2 protein-coding genes and 1 pseudogene are annotated in these 18,994 nt (G+C 75.3%); all 3 read right to left on the bottom strand.

The window, feature by feature from the left end:
- Positions 1–53: 53 nt before the first annotated feature.
- Complete coding sequence (locus ACFVDM_RS02040; RefSeq protein WP_383631683.1) at positions 54–4,934, bottom strand: type I polyketide synthase; 4,881 nt, start codon at positions 4,932–4,934, stop codon at positions 54–56.
- Between the two features lie 32 nt (positions 4,935–4,966).
- Positions 4,967–8,272 (bottom strand): annotated as a pseudogene (locus ACFVDM_RS02035) (type I polyketide synthase); the annotation flags it as partial.
- Positions 8,273–8,602: 330 nt separating this feature from the next.
- A complete protein-coding gene (locus tag ACFVDM_RS02030) occupies positions 8,603–18,979 on the bottom strand; it encodes an SDR family NAD(P)-dependent oxidoreductase (protein ID WP_383631680.1) in 10,377 nt (3,458 codons plus the stop codon).
- Positions 18,980–18,994 lie beyond the last annotated feature (15 nt).

Genomic DNA, 18,994 nt, shown 5'->3' with positions numbered 1-18,994 from the left:
CGGATGCGGGCGGAGGCCGGTGCCGGGTCCGGCACCGGCCGCCCGCGGTCGGGTCAGGTGAGGCCGAGTTCGTTGTCGATGAAGGCGAAGATGTCGTCGGCCGACGCGGATTCGAGCTGGTCGCCGACGTTCGGGCCGGTGTCGCCGGACCGGGCGTCGAGCGTGCCGGTCAGCGTGGCCAGCAGGGCCTGGAGCCGGGCCGTGATCCTGGTCGCCTCGATGTCCTCGGCGGCGAGCCCGGACGCCGCCTCCTCCAGGCGGTCGAGCTGGGCCAGCACCGGGAACTCGCCGTCGCCGTCGTCCTCGCACAGCTCGGACCGGAGATGGGCGGCGAGCGCGCCGGGGCTGGGGTGGTCGTAGATCATGCTGGTGGGCAGCGGGCGCCCGGTCGCCGCGACGAGCTTGGTGCGCAGGTCGACGGCGGCCACGGAGTCGAAGCCGAGGTCGGTGAAGCCGCGTTCGGGCGCGACCTCGGACGGTCCCTCGTAGCCGAGCAGGGCGGCCACATGGGTGCGGACCAGGTCGAGCAGGACGGCCCCCTGCTCGGACGGGGACAGCGTGGCCAGCCGGTCCGCGAGCGCCGAGTCGCCACCGGCGGACTCCGGGGTGCCGTCGGCGCCGAGTGCGGCCCGTACCTCGGGCAGCGCGTCCAGGAGCGGGCGCGGCCGGGCCAGGACGTACGTGGGGGCGAACCGCTCCCAGTCGAAGTCGGCGACGACCGCGTGCGATCCGCGCCCGGCGAGGATCCGGCGCAGTGCGCCGACGGCGAGGGCCGGGTCCATCGCGGGGGCGCCCATCCGGCGCATGACGGCGGCGAGTTCGGCGTCCACCATGCCGCCGTCCCAGGAGCCCCAGGCCACCGACGTGGCGGCGAGGCCCCGGGCGCGCCGGCGGTGGGCGAGTCCGTCGAGGTAGGCGTTGGCGCTGCCGTACGCGGCCTGCCCGGCGCTGCCCCAGACGGCTGCGCCGGAGGAGAACAGGACGAACGCGTCGAGCGGGGTGTCGCCGAGGAGGGCGTCGAGGTGGCGGGCGCCGAGCACCTTGGCGGCGGCGACCTCCGCCAGATCGTCGGCGGTCAGTTCGGTGAGCGGGGCGATGCGCTGCGGGAGCCCGGCGGCGTGGAAGACGGCGGTGAGCCCGGTCAGCCCGTCGAGCAGGGTGCGCACGGCGTCCCGGTCCGCCATGTCGCAGGCGGCGACGGAGACCCGGGCGCCGCTCGTGCCCAGCTCCTCGACGAGTCCGGCGACCCCGGGGGCGTCGGCGCCGCGGCGGCCGGCCAGGACGATGTGCTCGGCCCCGTCGGCGGCGAGCATCCGCGCCACATGGGCGCCGATCCCGCCGGTGCCGCCGGTGACCAGGACGGTGCCCCGGGCCTGCCAGGGGCCGGCCGGGTCGGGCCGGTCCGGGCGGACCAGGCGACGGGCGAAGACCCCTTGGCGGCGGACCGCGATCTGGTCCTCGCCGGTGGCCCCGGCGAGGGTGTCGCAGAGCCGGAGCAGGGCCGCCGGGTCCGGGGCCGCATCCCCGGCCGGGAGGTCGGCGAGGCCGCCCCAGGTGTCGGGGGCCTCCAGGGCGAGGGCCGCGCCGAGCCCCCAGACGGCGGTCTGCGCGGGGTCCACGGGATGGGCCGCCGCGTCGCCGTCGTCGGTGGCGACGGCGCCCCGGGTCAGGCACCACACGGGCGCCGCCCACCCCCGTGCGGCGGTCTGCCGCAGCAGCTCCGCGGTGTCCGCGAGCCCCTGGGACAGGGCGGGGCGGCCGGGGTGGTCGGCGGTGTCGAGCGCGAGCAGGCTGACGATCCCGGACGGGTCGGCCGCCGCCTCGGGGAGTGTGCCGCCGGTGATCAGGACCGGGGTGGCGCCCCGGGCGGTCAGGGCCTCGGCGAGGGCGTCCGCGAGGGGGCGCTCCGCCTCGGGGTGGACGACCAGCCAGTCCCCGGTGAGCGGGGCGGCCGGGACGGGTTCGGCGACCGGGGCCCAGGAGACCCGGTAGCGCAGCGCGTCCACGGCCGCGGCCTCGCGCCGGCCCGCCCGCCAGGTGGTGAGCGCGGGCAGCACGGGGGCGAGATCGGCCGGGTCGATGCCGAGCCGTTCGGCCAGTCCGTTCGCGTCCTCGCGCTCCACGGCCTCCCAGAACCGGGCCTCGCCCGGGTCCGCCGCCGGGTCCGTCCCCGGGGTGCCGGTGTCCGCCGGGGCGGCCCAGTAGGTGCGGTGCCGGAAGGCGTAGGTGGGCAGGTCCACCCGGTGCGGGCGGTGTCCGGCCGCGGTGAAGCAGGCGCTCCAGTCGACGGGGACGCCGCGGGTGTGGGCGAGCGCGACGGCCTCGGCCAGGGACCGGACCTCGTCGCGGCCCCGCCGCAGCGCGGCCGTGAACACCGGCTGCTCGGCGCCCTCCACCACCTCGTCCGCACCGGCCAGGCAGTCCGGGCCGAGCGGGGTGAGCGCGGCGTCCGGGCCCAGCTCCAGGAAGGTGTGGACGCCCTTGGCCGCGAGCGTGCGGACCGCGTCGCCGAAGCGGACGCTCGCCCGGACGTGGCGGACCCAGTAGTCGGCGCAGCCCAGTTCGTCGTCCCCGGCCGGTTCGCCGGTGACGGTGGAAACGACCGGGATGCGGGCGGTGCCGTAGACGACGGACTCGGCCTCGGCGCGGAACGCGTCGAGCATCGGCTCCATCAGCGGCGAGTGGAAGGCGTGCGACACGGCGAGCCGCTTGGTGCGCCGGCCCAGGGCGCTGAAGTGCGCGGCGACGGCCAGCGCGTCGCTCTCCTCCCCGGACACGATCACCGCGCGCGACCCGTTGAGCGCGGCGATCCCGGTGTCCTGGGTGAGCAGCGGCGTCACCTCGTCCTCGGACGCCTCGACGGCGATCATCGCGCCGCCCGCCGGCAGGGCCCCCATCAGCCGGCCGCGCGCGGCGACCAGCCGGGCCGCGTCCGCCAGGGTCAGCACCCCGGCGACATGGGCGACGGCGAACTCGCCGACGGAGTGCCCGGCCAGGAAGTCCGGGCGCATCCCCCACGACTCGACGAGCCGGTACAGCGCCACCTCGCAGGCGAACAGCGCGGGCTGCGCCAGCCCCGTACCGTCGAGCAGGTCCCGGTCCTCGCCCCACATCGCGGCGCGCAGCGAGGTGTCCAGATGGGCGTCCAGCGCGTCGACCGCCTCGTCGAAGGCGCGTGCGAACACCGGGTACGCGGCGTGCAGTTCGCGGCCCATGCCCAGGCGCTGCGCGCCCTGCCCGGTGAACAGGACCGCGCTCAGGGCGTCGGGCCGGGCGTCCCCGACGACCGCGCCCGCGGCCTCGGGGGAACCGTCCGCGAGGGCCCGCAGCGCGCGGACCAGCTCACCGGTCCCGGCCTCCGTGTCCGCGACGAGCACGGCACGGTGTTCCAGGGCGGCACGGGTGGTGGCCAGCGACCAGGCGGTGTCGGTGACCGCGCGGTCCGGATGGGCCTCCAGGTGGTCCGCGAGCCGGGCGGCCTGCGCGGCCAGCGCCTCGGGGCGCCGGGCGGACAGCGGCACGGGCACGAACCGGGGGGCCCCGGCGACGGCCCCGCCGGGCTCCGGGGTCTCCTCCGGGGCGGCGGGGGGCTCCTCCACGATGACGTGGACGTTGGTGCCGCTGAGCCCGAAGGACGACACCCCGGCGCGCTTGGCGCGGCCGAGGTCCGGCCAGGCGACCGGTTCGGTGAGCAGCCGTACGCTGCCGGCGCTCCAGTCGACGTTGTGGCTGGGCTCGTCCACGTGCAGGGTGCGGGGCAGCACCCCGGCCTTCATCGCCTGCACCATCTTGATGATGCCGCCGACCCCGGCGGCGGCCTGGGAGTGCCCGATGTTCGACTTGAACGACCCGAGCCACAGCGGCTGTTCGGGCGAGCGCTCGCGCCCGTAGGCGGCGATGAGGGCCTGGGCCTCGATGGGGTCGCCGAGGGTGGTGCCGGTGCCGTGCGCCTCGACGGCGTCGACATCGGCGGGGGCGAGCCCGCCGGATGCCAGGGCCTGCTGGATGACCCGCTGCTGGGAGGGGCCGTTGGGCGCGGTGAGTCCGTTGGACGCGCCGTCGGAGTTCATGGCGGAGCCGCGGATGACGGCGAGGACGGGGTGGCCGTTGCGGCGGGCGTCGGAGAGCCGTTCGACGAGGAGCATGCCCGCGCCCTCGGACCAGGTCGTGCCGTCGGCGGCGTTCGCGAAGGACTTGCACCGGCCGTCGGGGGCGAGGCCCCGGTCCTGGCTGAAGCCCACGAAGGAGTCCGGGCTCGCCATGACGGTGACCCCGCCCGCGAGCGCGAGACCGCACTCACCGCTGCGCACGGACTGGACGGCGAGGTGGAGGGCGACGAGCGAGGAGGAGCAGGCGGTGTCGACGGTGACGGCGGGGCCCTCCAGGCCCAGGGTGTACGCCACCCGCCCGGAGGCGACGCTCGCCAGGCCGCCGGTGCCGCCGCCGCCCGGGTAGTCGTGGTAGACGACCCCGGCGAACACCCCGGTCCTGCTGCCCTTCAGCGAGGTCGGGTCGATCCCGGCCCGCTCGACGGTCTCCCAGGACACCTCCAGGAGCAGCCGCTGCTGCGGGTCGGTGTCCCGGGCCTCGCGCGGGCTGATCCGGAAGAAGTCCGCGTCGAACTCCCCCGCGTCGTGGAGGAATCCGCCCTCCCGGCAGTACGTCTTGCCGGGCGTGGACGGCTCGGGGTCGTACAGGGCGTCCATGTCCCAGCCGCGGCCGTCCGGGAAGAGCGAGACGGCGTCCCGGCCGGAGTCCACCAGCTGCCACAGCTCCTCGGGCGAGGTGATGCCGCCGGGGAACCGGCAGCCCATCGCCACGATCGCGACCGGCTCGTTGCTCCGCGCCTCGGCCTCGGACAACTGACGGCGGGTGCGCTGGAGTTCGGCGGTGGCACGCTTCAGATAGTCCCGGAGCTTGTCGTCGTTGCTCATCGAACCTCAACCAATCTGCAGCTGATCGCTGGCTAGGAGATGCCGAATTCGCTGTCGAGCACGTCGAACAGCTCCTCGTCGGTGACCGTTTCGAAGTCGGGTCCGTCCCCGGCCGCGGCCGGGTCGCCCTGGGCGTCGCGCCAGCGCCGCACGATGCCCTCCAGCCGGGCGGTGATCGCGTCCGCGCGGGCGCTGACCGTCTCGGCGTCGCCGCCTGCGGCGGGGAACCCGCCGAGCACGTCCTCGATCCGGTCCAGTTCGGCCAGCAGCTCGGCGGCCCGGTCGCCGCCTCCGGCCTCGGACTCCAGCCGCTCCGCGAGGAACACGGCGACGGCGCGCGGGGTCGGGTAGTCGAAGATCAGCGTGGCGGGCAGATCGCAGCCGGCGGCCGCGGTGAGCCGCTTGCGCAGTTCCACGGCGGCCAGCGAGTCGAAGCCCATGTCCCGGAACGCCAGGTCGGTCTCCACGACCGCGACGGAGTCATGGCCGAGGACGGCCGCCACATGCGTCCGCACCAGCCCCAGCAGCACCCGGCCCCGCTCGGCCGCCCCGAGCCCGTCGAGCCGGGCCCGCAGCCCGGCCGCGGCCCGCTGCGCCTCCTCGGCGGTCGGCTCGTCGTGGACGGGTACGGGGGCGGGGGCGGCGGCCCCGCCGGCTCCGCCGCCCGCCACCCAGAAGCGGCTGCGCCGGAAGGCGTACGTGGGCAGCTCGACCCGGCGCGCGCCCGAACCGGCGAAGTACGCCGCCCAGTCGACGCGGACCCCGTGCGCGTACAGCCGGCCGGCTCCGCCGACCAGGGACTCCGCCTCGTTCCGGTTCCTGCGCTGGAGGGGCACGAGGGCGGTGTCCTCGTCGGTGACGGAAGCGGCGGCGAGGGCGGCGAGGACGGCGTCGGGGCCGATCTCCACGAAGGTGCGGGCGCCCAGCTCCTCGGCGGCCCGTACGGCGTCGGCGAACCGGACGGCTTCGCGGACCTGGCCCACCCAGTACTCCGGCGAGCGCCAGTCCGGCCCCGGCCCGCCGGTCACGGTCGAGACCGCCGGGACGCGCGGTTCGGCGTACGTCAACTCCTGTGCGACGGCCCGGAACGCGTCGAGCATCGGCTCCATCAGCGAGGAGTGGAACGCGTGCGACACGGACAGCCTGCTCGTCTTGCGGCCCAGCGCGGCGAAGTGCTCGCCCACGGCCAGGGCCTCCGTCTCCCCTCCGGAGACGACGACGGCCTCGGGTCCGTTGACGGCGGCGATCGACACCCCGTCGGTCAGCAGCGGCCGGACCTCGTCCTCGGCGGCCTGGACGGCGACCATGGCACCGCCCGGGGGCAGGGCCTGCATCAGCCGGCCCCGGGCCACCACCAGCCGGGCCGCGTCGGCCGGCGACAGCACCCCCGAGACGTGCGCGGCGGCCAGCTCACCGATCGAGTGACCCACCACGACGTCCGGGGTCACGCCCCAGGCCTCCATGAGCCGGTACAGCGCGACCTCGAAGGCGAACAGCGCGGGCTGGGCGATCCCGGTCGCGTTCAGCGCGTCCGCGTCCTCCCCCCACACCACGTCCGCGAGCGACGACCCGAGATGCGCGTCGATCTCCGCGCACACCGCGTCCCACGCCTCCGCGAACACCGGGAAGCCGTCGTACAGTTCACGGCCCATGCCGAGCCGCTGCGCGCCCTGTCCGGTGAAGAGGAAGGCGGTGCGGCCGACGCGTCCCGTGCGGCCGGTGACGACGGCCGGGTGCTCCTCGCCCGCCGCGAGCGCGGCGAGGGCGTCCGCGTGGTGGCCGAGGACGACCGCGCGATGGGTGAAGGCGGTGCGTGTGGTGGCCAGGGAGAGCCCGATGTCCGCCGCATCGGCACCGGACTCCCCCAGGGCCTGTTCCCGCAGGCGGGCGGCCTGGGCACTGAGGGAATGCCCCGACTTCGCCGACACCACCCAAGGAACCACGGGGAGCGCGGCCCGCACGGCCGTCTCCCCCGTCTCTTCCGGCGCCTCCTCGACGATCACGTGCGCGTTCGTCCCGCTGATCCCGAAGGAGGACACCCCGGCCCGCCGCACGGCGCCGCCCGGCGTCCAGGGCCGGGATTCGGCCAGCAGCTCGACCGCGCCGTCCGCCCAGTCGACCTTGTCCGACGGCAGGTCCGCGTACAGCGACTTCGGCAGGGTGCCGTGGCGCAGCGCCATGACCATCTTGATGATCCCGGCGACACCGGCGGCGGCCTGGCTGTGCCCCATGTTGGACTTGATGGAGCCCAGCCACAGCGGCCGGTCGGCGGAGCGCTCCCTGCCGTACGTCTCCAGGAGCGCCTGGGCCTCGATCGGGTCGCCGAGGGTCGTGCCGGTGCCGTGGGCCTCGACGGCGTCGACCTCGGCCGCCGTGAGGCCCGCGTCCTCCAGGGCGCGGCGGATGACGCGCTGCTGGGCGGGGCCGTTGGGGGCGGTCAGTCCGTTGCTGGCGCCGTCCTGGTTGAGGGCGGAGCCGCGGAGGACGGCGAGGACGGGGTGGCCGTTGCGGCGGGCGTCGGAGAGCCGCTCCAGGAGCAGCACCCCCGCCCCTTCGGAGAGGGCGACCCCGTCGGCGGAGGCGGAGAAGGACTTGGAGCGCCCGTCGGAGGCCAGCCCCTGCTGGGTGCTGAAGTAGACGAACATGTCGGGGGTCGACATGACCGTCACCCCGCCCGCCAGGGCCAGGGAGCACTCGCCGTCGCGCAGGGCCCGGACCGCCAGGTGCAGGGCCACCAGGGAGGACGAGCACGCGGTGTCGACGCTGACCGCCGGACCCTCCAGGCCCAGGGTGTACGCGACGCGGCCGGAGACCACGCTGCCGGCGGTGGTGCTGCCGGGCTCCGCGCCGAGCGCGTAGTCGTGGTACATCACCCCGGCGAACACCCCGGTGTCGGAGCCCTTGAGCGTCGTCGGGTCGATTCCGGCGCGCTCGATCGCCTCCCAGGAGACTTCGAGGAGGAGCCGCTGCTGCGGGTCGGTGACCAGGGCCTCGTTGGGGCTGATCCCGAAGAGGACCGGTTCGAAGTCGGGGGCGTCGTAGAGGAATCCGCCCTCGCGGGCGTAGGTGCGTCCGGGGGTGCCGGGCTCGGGGTCGTACACCTCGGGGTCCCAGCCCCGGTCGTCCGGGAACGCTCCGATGGCGTCGGTGCCGTCCGCGACGAGCGTCCACAGCTCCTCGGGGGTGGTGACTCCGCCGGGGTAGCGGCAGCCCATGCCGACGACGACCACCGGATCGTCGTGGTGCGCGGCGCGGCCGGACGGGCCGGCCGCCTCCAGGCGGCGCTCGGCGTCCGCCAGTTGGCGGCGCACCTCCCGCAGGTCGGTCGTGGCCCGCTTCAGGTAATCGAGAAGTCGCTCCTCGTTGCTCACCGAGACCTACTCCCTCTGGTCGACGATCCGTGGCGACTCACTCACGCGGCGTCCAACGCTGATCGGATGTGAACGCTACTGAGCGCTCCGAGGGGCGGCCTACCCTTAGCCCACCCCTGCCGCGGGCCCCGGTCGGGCAGGGGAAAAGCAGGGGAAAGGCGGGGGAGAACGCGGGCGCGCAGAGGCTTTTGCGCACGCGTCCGAGCACGTCTCCGGGTACGCGGAAGGCCGGGGTGCGCGGCGGCTGTGGTCCAGCTACCGCGCGCCCCGGCCGGAGGCCGTGGATACGGGGGCCTGTCAGGGGGTGGCGGAGGTGCCGAGCTCGTTGTCGAGGATGTCGAACAGCTCGTCCGCGGTGACCTCGCCGAGGTCCTGGCCGGGCTCCGGGATCTCCGGACCGGCATACCCCTCTTCCGCGCCGAAGAGTGGTGCGTCGAGCCGGCCGGCCAGCTCCCGGAGGCGCTGGACGAACCGGACACGTTCGGGCCCCTGCGGCGGGGCGTCGGTCGTCAGCAGGGCCTCCAGCCGTTCGAGGTCCGCCTCCGCCCGGGACACGGTCACGGCGGGCGCCAGCCGCGCCACGATGTAGGTGGCGACCTCCGCCGCGCTCGGGTAGTCGAAGATCAGCGTGGCCGGGAGCCGCACCCCGCTGACCGCCGTGAGCTGGTTGCGCAGCTCCACCGAGCCCAGCGAGTCGAAGCCCAGCTCGCCGAAGGCCCGGTCGGGTTCGATCGCCTCGCCCGAGGCGTGGCCGAGGACGGCCGCCGCCTGGTTCCGTACGGCCTCCAGGACGAGCGCGGTCCGCTCCTCCTCGTCGCACCCGGCGATCCGGGCGGCCAGCCAGGCCCCCTTCGAACCTCCGGCCGCACCGCGCTTACGGGCGGGCGGGGCGAAGGCCCGCAGCAGGGCGGGGAGTTCGTCGGTCCGGGCGCGCAGGGCGTTCGCGTCCACGCGCAGCGGCACGGTGGCCGCCAGGCCGGAGGCGAGCGCCGCGTCGAAGAGCGCCAGCCCTTCCGCCTCGGAGAGCGCGGGCATGCCGGACCTGCGCATCCGGTCCAGGTCGGCCTCGCCGAGGTGGGAGGCCATGCCGGTGTCGACGTTCCAGAGCCCGAAGGCCATCGCGGAGGCCACCAGCCCCTCGGACCGTCGGTGAGCGGCGAGGGCGTCCAGGAAGACGTTCGCGGCGGCGTAGTTGCCCTGCCCGGCGGCCAGGACGAGCCCGCCGGCCGAGGAGAACATCACGAACGCCGACAGGTCCAGGTCCCGGGTCAGCTCATGGAGGTACCAGGCCGCGTCCGCCTTGGGACGCAGCACCGCGTCGACCCGCTCGGGCGTCAGCGCCCCGGCCATGCCGTTGTCGGCGACCCCGGCGACATGGACGACACCGGTCAGCGGGTGCGCCGGAGCGACACCGCCGATCACGGCGGCCAGGGCCTCCCGGTCGCCGGCGTCGCAGGCGGCCACCTCGACGGCCGCGCCGAGCCCGGTCAGCTCCGCGACCAGCTCGGCCACGCCCGGGGCGGAGGCGCCCCGCCGCCCGAGGAGCAGCAGATTCCGCACACCGCGCTCGACGACGAGATGCCGGGCGACCCGGGCGCCGAGACCCCCGGTGCCCCCGGTGACCAGCACGGTTCCGTCGGCGTCCCACACCGGTTCGGCCTCCGCGTCGGGGGCCCCCGCCGGAACGAGCCGGGGGACGCGCACCTCTCCGTCCCGGACCAGCACCTCCGGCTCGCCCAGGGCGGCCAGCCGCTCCCAGGGCACCGACCCGTCGGAGTCGATCAGGACGAACCTGCCCGGGTTCTCGGCCTGCGCGGCGCGCACCAGACCCCAGACGGGGGCCTGCCGCACCTCCACCGGCCCCCCGTCCGCCACGGCGACGGCGTCGCGGGTGACGACGGCCAGCACCGCGCCCTCGGGACGCTCCTCGGACAGCCAGTCCTGTACGGCGGCCAGGGCGTCCCCGACCGTGCCGCGCACCGCGTCCGGCACGTCCCGGCCCGGGTCACGGACCTCGCTGACGAACACGGCGGACCCCGTGTCACCGACCACCGCCTCACCCAGCGGAACGGGCTGCCACTCCACCCGGAACAGCGCGTCCGACGCGGACGGCTGGTCCCACACGGGCCGGGAGAGCAGCGATTCGACCGACAGCACGGAACGCCCGTACTCGTCGGCGACGGTCAGCGAGAGACCGTCCTGCTGGGCGACCGGCGTGATCCGCACCCGGAGCGCGGAGGCACCGGCGGAGTGCAGGGCGACCCCGTTCCACGCGAAGGGGAGCAGCGTCTGCCCGCCGTCCTCGCGGTCGGGTATCGCGAGCAGCCCGACGTGCATGGCCGCGTCCAGCAGCGCCGGGTGCAGCCCGAACCGGGCCGCGTCCTCGTGCGCCGACTCCGGAAGCCGGACCTCCGCGTACAGTTCCTCGCCGCGCTTCCAGGCCGCCGTCAGCCCCTGGAACACCGGCCCGTAGTGATAGCCGGCAGCGGCCAGACCCTCGTAGGCCCCGTCGACCGTCAGCTCCTCGGCCCCGGCCGGCGGCCACTCCATGAGCCCGTCGTCCGGCTCCCGGTCCGCCACCGGCGCCAGCACGCCTTCCGCGTGCCGGGTCCACGGCAGGCCCGGGTGGTCGTCGGCCCGCGAGTGGACGGAGACCGTACGCCGCCCGGTCTCGTCCGCCGCTCCTACGGCCACCTGGACGGCGATGCCGCCGAGGGGCTGGAGAAGCAGGGGGGCCTGGAGGGTCAGTTCCTCCAGCAGCCCGCAGTCGAGCAGTTCGCCCGCGCGGACCGCCAGTTCGACGAAGCCGGTCCCCGGGAGCAGCACGCTGCCGAGCACGTTGTGGTCGGTGATCCAGCCGTGCGTCCCGGCGGACAGCCGCCCGGTCAGCACCGCCCCGCCGTCGTCCGGCAGCACGACCGCCGCCCGCAGCACCGGATGGTCGAGCGCGACCTGCCCGGACGCGGCGACCCCGCCACCGCCGGACACGGGCGCCTCCATCCAGTACCGCGACCGCTGGAACGCGTACGTCGGCAGCTCCACCCGCCGCGCCCCCGCGCGGGCGTAGAACGCCTCCCAGTCCATCCGGCCACCGCCCACGAACACCCGCCCCACGCCCCCGACAAGGGAGGACGCCTCGGGACGGTTCCGCCGCACCAGCGGCACGAAGGCACTGTTCTCGTCCTCGGCCGAACCGGCTCCGAGGGCGGTGAGGACGGCGTCCGGGCCGATCTCGACGAACGTACGGGCACCGAAGCGCTCGGCGGCGCGTACGGCGTCCGCGAAGCGCACGGCTTCCCGCACCTGACCGACCCAGTACTCCGGGGACTGCCAGTCGGTGGTCAGTTCCCCGGTGACGGTCGAGACGGCCGGGATACGCGGCTCGGCGTACGTCAACGAGGCGGCCATGGAACGGAACTCGTCGAGCATCGGCTCCATCAGAGACGAGTGGAACGCGTGCGAGACCGACAGCCGGCTCGTCTTGCGGCCCAGCGCGGCGAAATGCTCGCCCACCGCCACAGCCTCGGACTCCGCACCGGAGACGACGACGGACTGCGGCCCGTTGACCGCCGCGATCGAGACACCTTCGGTCAGGACGGGCAGAACCTCGTCCTCGGTGGCCTGTACGGCGACCATCGCTCCACCGGCCGGCAGGGACTGCATCAGACGCCCACGGGCCACGACCAGCCGGGCCGCGTCGCCCAGCGACAGCACCCCCGAGACATGCGCGGCGGCCAGCTCACCGATCGAGTGCCCCACCACGACATCAGGGATCACACCCCACGACTCCACGAGCCGGTACAACGCCACCTCGAAGGCGAACAGCGCGGGCTGAGTGACCCCGGTCGCGTTCAGCGCGTCCGCGTCGTCCCCCCACACCACGTCCCGGAGGGACGACCCGAGATGCGCATCGACCTCCGCACAGACCGAGTCGAAGGCCTCCGCGAACACCGGGAAGGAAGCATGCAGTTCACGCCCCACCCCCAGCCGCTGCGCACCCTGCCCCGTGAACAGGAACGCCGACTTGCCCTTGGTCACGGCACCGCGTACCAGTTCCGGGTGGTCCTCGCCGGAGGCCAGGGCGGCCAGGGCCTCGGCGGGATCGGCGAGGACGACGGCACGGTGCTCAAAGAGGGAGCGGGTCGTGGCGAGGGAGTGGCCGATGTCGGTGGGGTGGTGGCCGTCGGGAAGGGCGAGGAGGCGCCGGGCCTGCTCGGCCAGGGCGTCGGGGCTCTTCGCGGTCAGCACCCAGGGGGTGACCGGGAGTTCGGCGGCGCGCTCCGGTGACTCGGCGGGGGCGGCGGGGGCCTCCTCCACGATCACGTGGGCGTTGGTGCCGCTCAGACCGAAGGAGGAGATGCCGGCGCGGCGCGGGCGGCCGGACTGCTGCCATTCCCGGGCCTCGGTGAGCAGGGAGACGTCACCGGCCGACCAGTCGATCTGGTCCGAGCGCTCCTCCGCGTGCAGGGTCGGAGGCAGAACGCCGTGACGCATGGCCATGACCATCTTGATGATGCCCGCGACACCTGCCGCCGCCTGGGTGTGACCCATGTTCGACTTGATGGAGCCCAGCCACAGCGGCCGGTCCTCCTCGCGACCCTGACCGTACGTCGCCAGCAGCGCCTGCGCCTCGATCGGGTCACCGAGACGCGTCCCAGTGCCGTGCGCCTCCACGGCGTCGACCTCGGCGGCCGACAGGCCCGCGTCGGACAGGGCCTGGCGGATGACGCGCTGCTGAGCGGGGCCGTTCGGGGCGGTGAGGCCGTTGCTCGCGCCGTCCTGGTTGAGGGCCGAACCCTTGACCACGGCCAGGACGGGGTGGCCGTTGCGGCGGGCGTCGGACAGCCGCTCCAGGAGCAGGACGCCCGCGCCCTCGCCCCAGCCCGTGCCGTCCGCACCCGCGCCGAAGGACTTGCAGCGGCCGTCCGGCGAGAGGCCGCGCTGCTCGCTGAAGTAGACGAGCATGTCGGGGGTCGCCATGACCGTGACACCGGCCGCGAGGGCCAGGGAGCATTCCCCGGAGCGCAGGGCCTGGGCGGCCGAGTGCAGGGCGACGAGCGAGGACGAGCAGGCGGTGTCGACGGTGACCGCCGGGCCTTCGAGGCCCAGGGTGTACGCGACGCGGCCGGAGACGAGGCTGCCCGCCGTGCCGCCCGCGTAGTCGTGGTACATCACCCCGGCGTAGACCCCGGTCCGGCTGCCCTTCAGCGTCACCGGGTCGACGCCGGCCCGCTCGATCGCCTCCCAGGACACCTCCAGGAGCAGCCGCTGCTGCGGGTCCATCGTCAGGGCCTCGCGCGGGCTGATCCCGAAGAACGCGGGGTCGAACTCGGCGGCGTCGTACAGGAATCCGCCGTCCCGGGCGTACGACTTCCCCGGCGTGCCCGGCTCGGGGTCGTACACGTCCGGGTCCCAGCCCCGGTCGTCGGGGAGCGGGGCGATGGCGTCCACCCCGTCCGCGACGAGCGTCCACAGCTCCTCGGGCGTGGTCACCCCGCCCGGGTAGCGGCAGGCCATGCCCACGATGACGACCGGGTCGTCGTCGGCCCGGACGGCGGCGGCCGGCTGCTCCCGGTCCGCGTCCGGCACCCCGTCGAGCAGGGTCAGGACGAACGCGGCGACGGCCTCGGCCGTCGGGTGGTCGAAGATCAGCGTGGCCGGGAGCCGGAGCCCGGTCTCCGCGTCGAGCCGGTTGCGGAGTTCGACGGCGGTCAGCGAGTCGAAGCCCAGCTCGTCGAAGGCGCGGCCCGGTTCGATGGCGTCGCCGGAGGCGTGGCCGAGGACGGCGGCGATCTTCGTCCGGACCAGGTCCAGGACGGCGGCCGCCCGCTCGTCGCCGGTCAGCCCCGCGAGGCGGGTGCGCAGCACCGGGGAGCCGCCGCGTGCGGTCCGGCGGCCGGGGCCGCGTACGAGACCGCGCAGCAGCGCCGGGACCTCGTCGGCGTGGGCGCGGAGCACCCCGAGGTCGAGGCGGACGGGGACGGAGGCGGGGACGCCGGAGCACAGCGCCGCGTCGAAGAGGGCGAGTCCCCGGTCGGCGGTGATCGCCGGGGTTCCGGCCTCGCGCATGCGGTCCAGCTCGGCGGAGCCGAGCTGCGTGCCCATGCCGCCGGGGGTGTCCCAGAGCCCGAAGGCGAGGGACGAGGCGGTGAGGCCGTCGGCGCGGCGGTGGGCGGCGAGCGCGTCCAGGAAGGCGTTCGCGGCGGCGTAGTTGGCCTGGCCCGTGGAGCCGAGGGTGCCGGCGACGGAGGAGAACAGGACGAACGCGGTGAGGTCCAGGCCCCGGCTCAGCTCGTGCAGATGCCAGGCGGCGTCCGCCTTCGGGGCGAGGACACCGTGGAGGCGTTCGGGGGTGAGCGCGGTGACCATGGCGTCGTCGAGGACACCGGCCGCGTGGACCACGGCGCGCAGCGGGTGGGCCGGGTCCACTCCGGCGAGCAGCGCGGCCACGGCGTCCCGGTCGGCGACGTCGCAGGCGGCGAACGCGACCCGGGCCCCCGACTCCGCCAGCTCCGCGCCGAGTCCGGCGGCTCCGGGGGCGTCGGCCCCCCGCCGCCCGACGAGCAGCAGATGCCGTACGCCGTGCTCGGCGACGAGGTGGCGGGCCACGAGCGCGCCGAGACCGCCGGTCCCGCCGGTGACGAGGACGGTCCCGTCGGTGTCCCACACCGGCGCGGGTCCGGCGGGCACGGTGACCCGGGCGAGCCGGGAGGTCAGCACCCGCCCGTCGCGGACCGCCGACTCCGGTTCGCCGCCGGGGGCGACGGCCCCCGGAGCATCCGTGTCGAGCAGGGCGAACCGGCCAGGGTTCTCCGCCTGCGCGGCCCGCACCAGCCCCCACACCGGGGCCTGCCGTACGTCGAGGGGGTCGCCGTCGGCCACGGCCACCGCGCCGCGTGTGACGACGAGGAGGGTGGCGTCGGCGAACCGCCGGTCGGCCAGCCATCGCTGGACCACGTCCAGGGCGTGCGCGGTCACCGCGTGGGCGGCGGCCGTCACGTCGTCGGACGCCTCCGCGAGGGCGGCGCAGTCCAGCACGACGGTGCCGGTCACCGCACCCTCGGCCGGGATGTCCTCCCACCGCGTGACCTCGCCCGGAGCGGGCGGGCGCGCGGAACCGGCCGGCTGCCACACGACCCGGTACAGCGGGTCGGTGGCCGTGCCGCTCCCGGCGGGTGCCGCGTCCATGGCCCGGCCGACGACCCCGCCGACCGACGCGACCGGCGCACCGGAGGCATCCGCGATCTCCAGGGCCAGGCTCTCCGGGGTGGGCCGGGTGATCCGTACCCTGGCCGCGCCCGTGCCGTCCGCGAACAGCCGGACGTCCTTCCACACGAACGGCAGCACCGTGCCGCCGTCACCGCCTCCGGCGGCGTCCACCAGCGCGGCGTGCATCGCCGCGTCCAGCAGGGCCGGGTGCAGCCCGTACTCCTCGGCGGAGACGTCCTCGCCGAGGACGACTTCGGCGTAGAGGGCGCCGTCGTGCCGCCAGGCGGCCGTCAGCCCCTGGAACGCCGGCCCGTAGGCCAGACCCTGATCGCGCAGCGTCTCGTACGCCCCGTCCAGGGCGAGAGGTTCGGCCCCCGCCGGCGGCCAGGCCGCCAGGTCGAAACCGGGTGCCTCCGCGTCCTCGGCCAGGACGCCATCGGCGTGCAGCACCCAGTCGGCGTCCGGCAGGCTCTCGTCCCGCGCGTACACCCCGAGCGAACGCCGGGCCGTCTCGTCGGCGGCACCGACCACGACCTGCACGGCGACGGCACCGTCGGCGGGCAGCACGAGGGGCGCGTGCAGGGCCAGTTCCTCCAGCGCCGGGCAGCCCACGTGGTCGCCCGCGCGCACGGCCAGCTCGACGAAGCCCGCACCCGGGAACAGCACGGTGTCCCGCACCACATGGTCACCGAGCCACGGCTGCGCGCCCACCGCCAGCCGCCCCGTCAGCACCGCGCCACCGGAGTCGGCCAGCGTCACCACCGATCCGAGCAGCGGATGGACGGGCCCCGCGCCGCCCGGCCGCACCGCGTCCAGCCAGAAGCGGCTGCGCTGGAACGGGTACGTCGGCAGCTCCACCCGCCGCGCCCCCGCCCCGTCCCAGAACGCCTCCCAGCCGACCCGCACCCCGTCCGCGTACAACCGGCCCAGCGCCGCCACCAGCGACTCCGGCTCCTCACGGCTCCGCCGCACCAGCGGCACGAACGCACTGCCCGCGTCCTCGGCCGAGCCCGCACCCAGGGCGGTCAGCACCGCGTCCGGCCCGATCTCCACGAACGTACGAGCACCGAAGCGCTCGGCAGCACGTACGGCATCGGCGAACCGCACGGCTTGCCGGACCTGACCGGTCCAGTACTCCGGAGACTGCCAGTCGGTCGCCAGCTCGCCGGTGACCGTCGAGACCGCCGGAATACGCGGCTCGCTGTACGTCAACGAGGCGGCCACGGAACGGAACTCGGCGAGCATCGGCTCCATCAGCGACGAGTGGAACGCGTGCGACACCGACAGCCGGTTCGTCTTACGGCCCAGCGCGGCGAAGTGCTCGCCCACCGCCAGGGCCTCGGACTCGACGCCCGACACGACCACGGACTGCGGCCCGTTGACGGCCGCGAGCGAAACGCCGCCCGTGAGAACGGACAGGACTTCTTCTTCGGTGGCCTGCACGGCGACCATCGCGCCCCCGGCGGGCAGCGCCTGCATCAACCGGCCCCGGGCGACCACCAGCCGGGCCGCGTCACTCAAGGACAGGACCCCCGACACATGCGCGGCCGCCAGCTCACCGATCGAGTGACCCACCACGACGTCCGGAGTGATCCCCCACGACTCCACCAGCCGGAACAACGCCACCTCGAACGCGAACAACGCGGGCTGGGCGAGCGCGGTCGCGTTCAACGCCTCCGCGTCCTCACCCCACACCACATCCCGTAGCGACGACCCGAGATGCGCGTCGACCTCCGCGCACACCGCGTCCCAGGCCTCCGCGAACACCGGGAAGAACGCGTTCAGTTCACGGCCCATGCCGCGCCGCTGCGCACCCTGCCCCGTGAACAGGAACGCCGACTTGCCGAGGGTGCGCGTGGTGCCCCGGATCAGGCCCGGGTGGTCCTCGCCCGTCGCGAGGGCGGTGAGGGCGGCGGTGCGGTCGGGGCCGAGGACCACCGCGCGGTGGGGGAAGGCGGTGCGGGCGGTGGCGAGGGTGTGGGCCAGGTCCTCGGGGCGGTGGTCGCCGGCGACGGCCAGCAGGCGTTCCGCCTGGGCGGCCAGGGCGTCGGGGGTCTTGGCGGAGACCGGCCAGGGGGCGGCCGGGAACGCGGCGGCCGGGGCCTCCTCGGTCACCGGGGTCTCGGGGGCCTCCTCGACGATGACATGGGCGTTCGTCCCGCTCAGCCCGAAGGAGGAGATGCCCGCGCGCCTCGGACGGCCCGTGGACTGCCAGGGGCGGGCCTCGGTGAGGAGTTCCACGCGGCCGGCCGACCAGTCGACCTGGTCCGACGGGGCGTCCACATGGAGGGACTTGGGGAGGATGCCGTGGCGCAGGGCCATGACCATCTTGATGATGCCCGCGACACCGGCCGCCGCCTGCGTGTGGCCGAAGTTGGACTTCACCGAGCCGAGCCAGAGGGGCCGGTCCTCGGGGCGTCCCCGGCCGTAGGTGGCGAGGAGGGCCTGCGCTTCGATGGGGTCGCCGAGACGGGTGCCGGTGCCGTGGGCCTCGACGGCGTCGACCTCGGCGGCGGTGAGGCCCGCGTCCGCGAGGGCGTGCCGGATGACGCGCTGCTGGGCCGGGCCGTTGGGGACGGTCATGGCGCTGGATGCGCCGTCCTGGTTGATGGCCGAACCACTGACGAGGGCGAGGACGGGGTGGCCGTTGCGGCGGGCGTCGGACAGCCGCTCCAGGAGCAGCACGCCCGCGCCCTCGCCCCAGCCCGTGCCGTCCGCCCCGGCCGCGAAGGGCTTGCAGCGGCCGTCGGGGGCGAGGCCCCGCTGCCCGCTGAAGTACACCAGCATGTCCGGCGTCGACATGACGGTCACCCCGCCCGCGAGGGCGAGCGAGCACTCGCCGGAGCGCAGGGCCTGGGCCGCCGTGTGCAGGGCGACCAGGGACGAGGAGCAGGCGGTGTCGATGGTGACCGCCGGGCCCTCCAGGCCCAGGGTGTAGGCGACCCGGCCGGAGACGAAGCTGCCCGCGGCCCCGTCCGCGTAGTCGTGGTACATCACCCCGGCGTAGACCCCGGTCCGGCTGCCCTTGAGCGTCGTCGGGTCGACGCCGGCCCGCTCGATCGCCTCCCAGGACACCTCCAGGAGCAGCCGCTGCTGCGGGTCCATGGCCAGGGCCTCGCGCGGGCTGATCCCGAAGAAGTCCGGGTCGAACGCGGCGGCGTCGTACAGGAACGCACCGTCCCGGGCGTACGACTTGCCCGGGACGCCCGGCTCGGGGTCGTAGACGTCCGGGTCCCAGCCCCGGTCGGCCGGGAAGCCGGACACCGTGTCGACGCCCCCGGCGACCAGCCGCCACAGGTCCTCCGGTGTGGTGGCGCCGCCGGGGTAGCGGCAGGCCATGGCCACGATCGCGATCGGGTCGTTCCGCTCGGAGGTGAGCCGGGCGTTCTCCTCGCGCAGCCGCTCGTTGTCCGTGAGCGACTTACGGAGCGCCGCCACGACCTGTTCCATCGATGTGCTGGTCACGTCATCCTCATCATC

The organism is Streptomyces sp. NPDC057682, from assembly GCF_042799575.1.
Taxonomy (GTDB): Bacteria; Actinomycetota; Actinomycetes; order Streptomycetales; family Streptomycetaceae; genus Streptomyces.
The sequence above is the reverse complement of the archived record's forward strand: the minus strand, read 5'-3'. Positions and strand labels throughout refer to the sequence as shown.

Excerpts from the sequence above, each read along its gene's own strand:
- ACFVDM_RS02040 (WP_383631683.1), bottom strand. The coding sequence starts at position 4,934 with ATGAGCAACGACGACAAGCTCCGGGACTATCTGAAGCGTGCCACCGCC.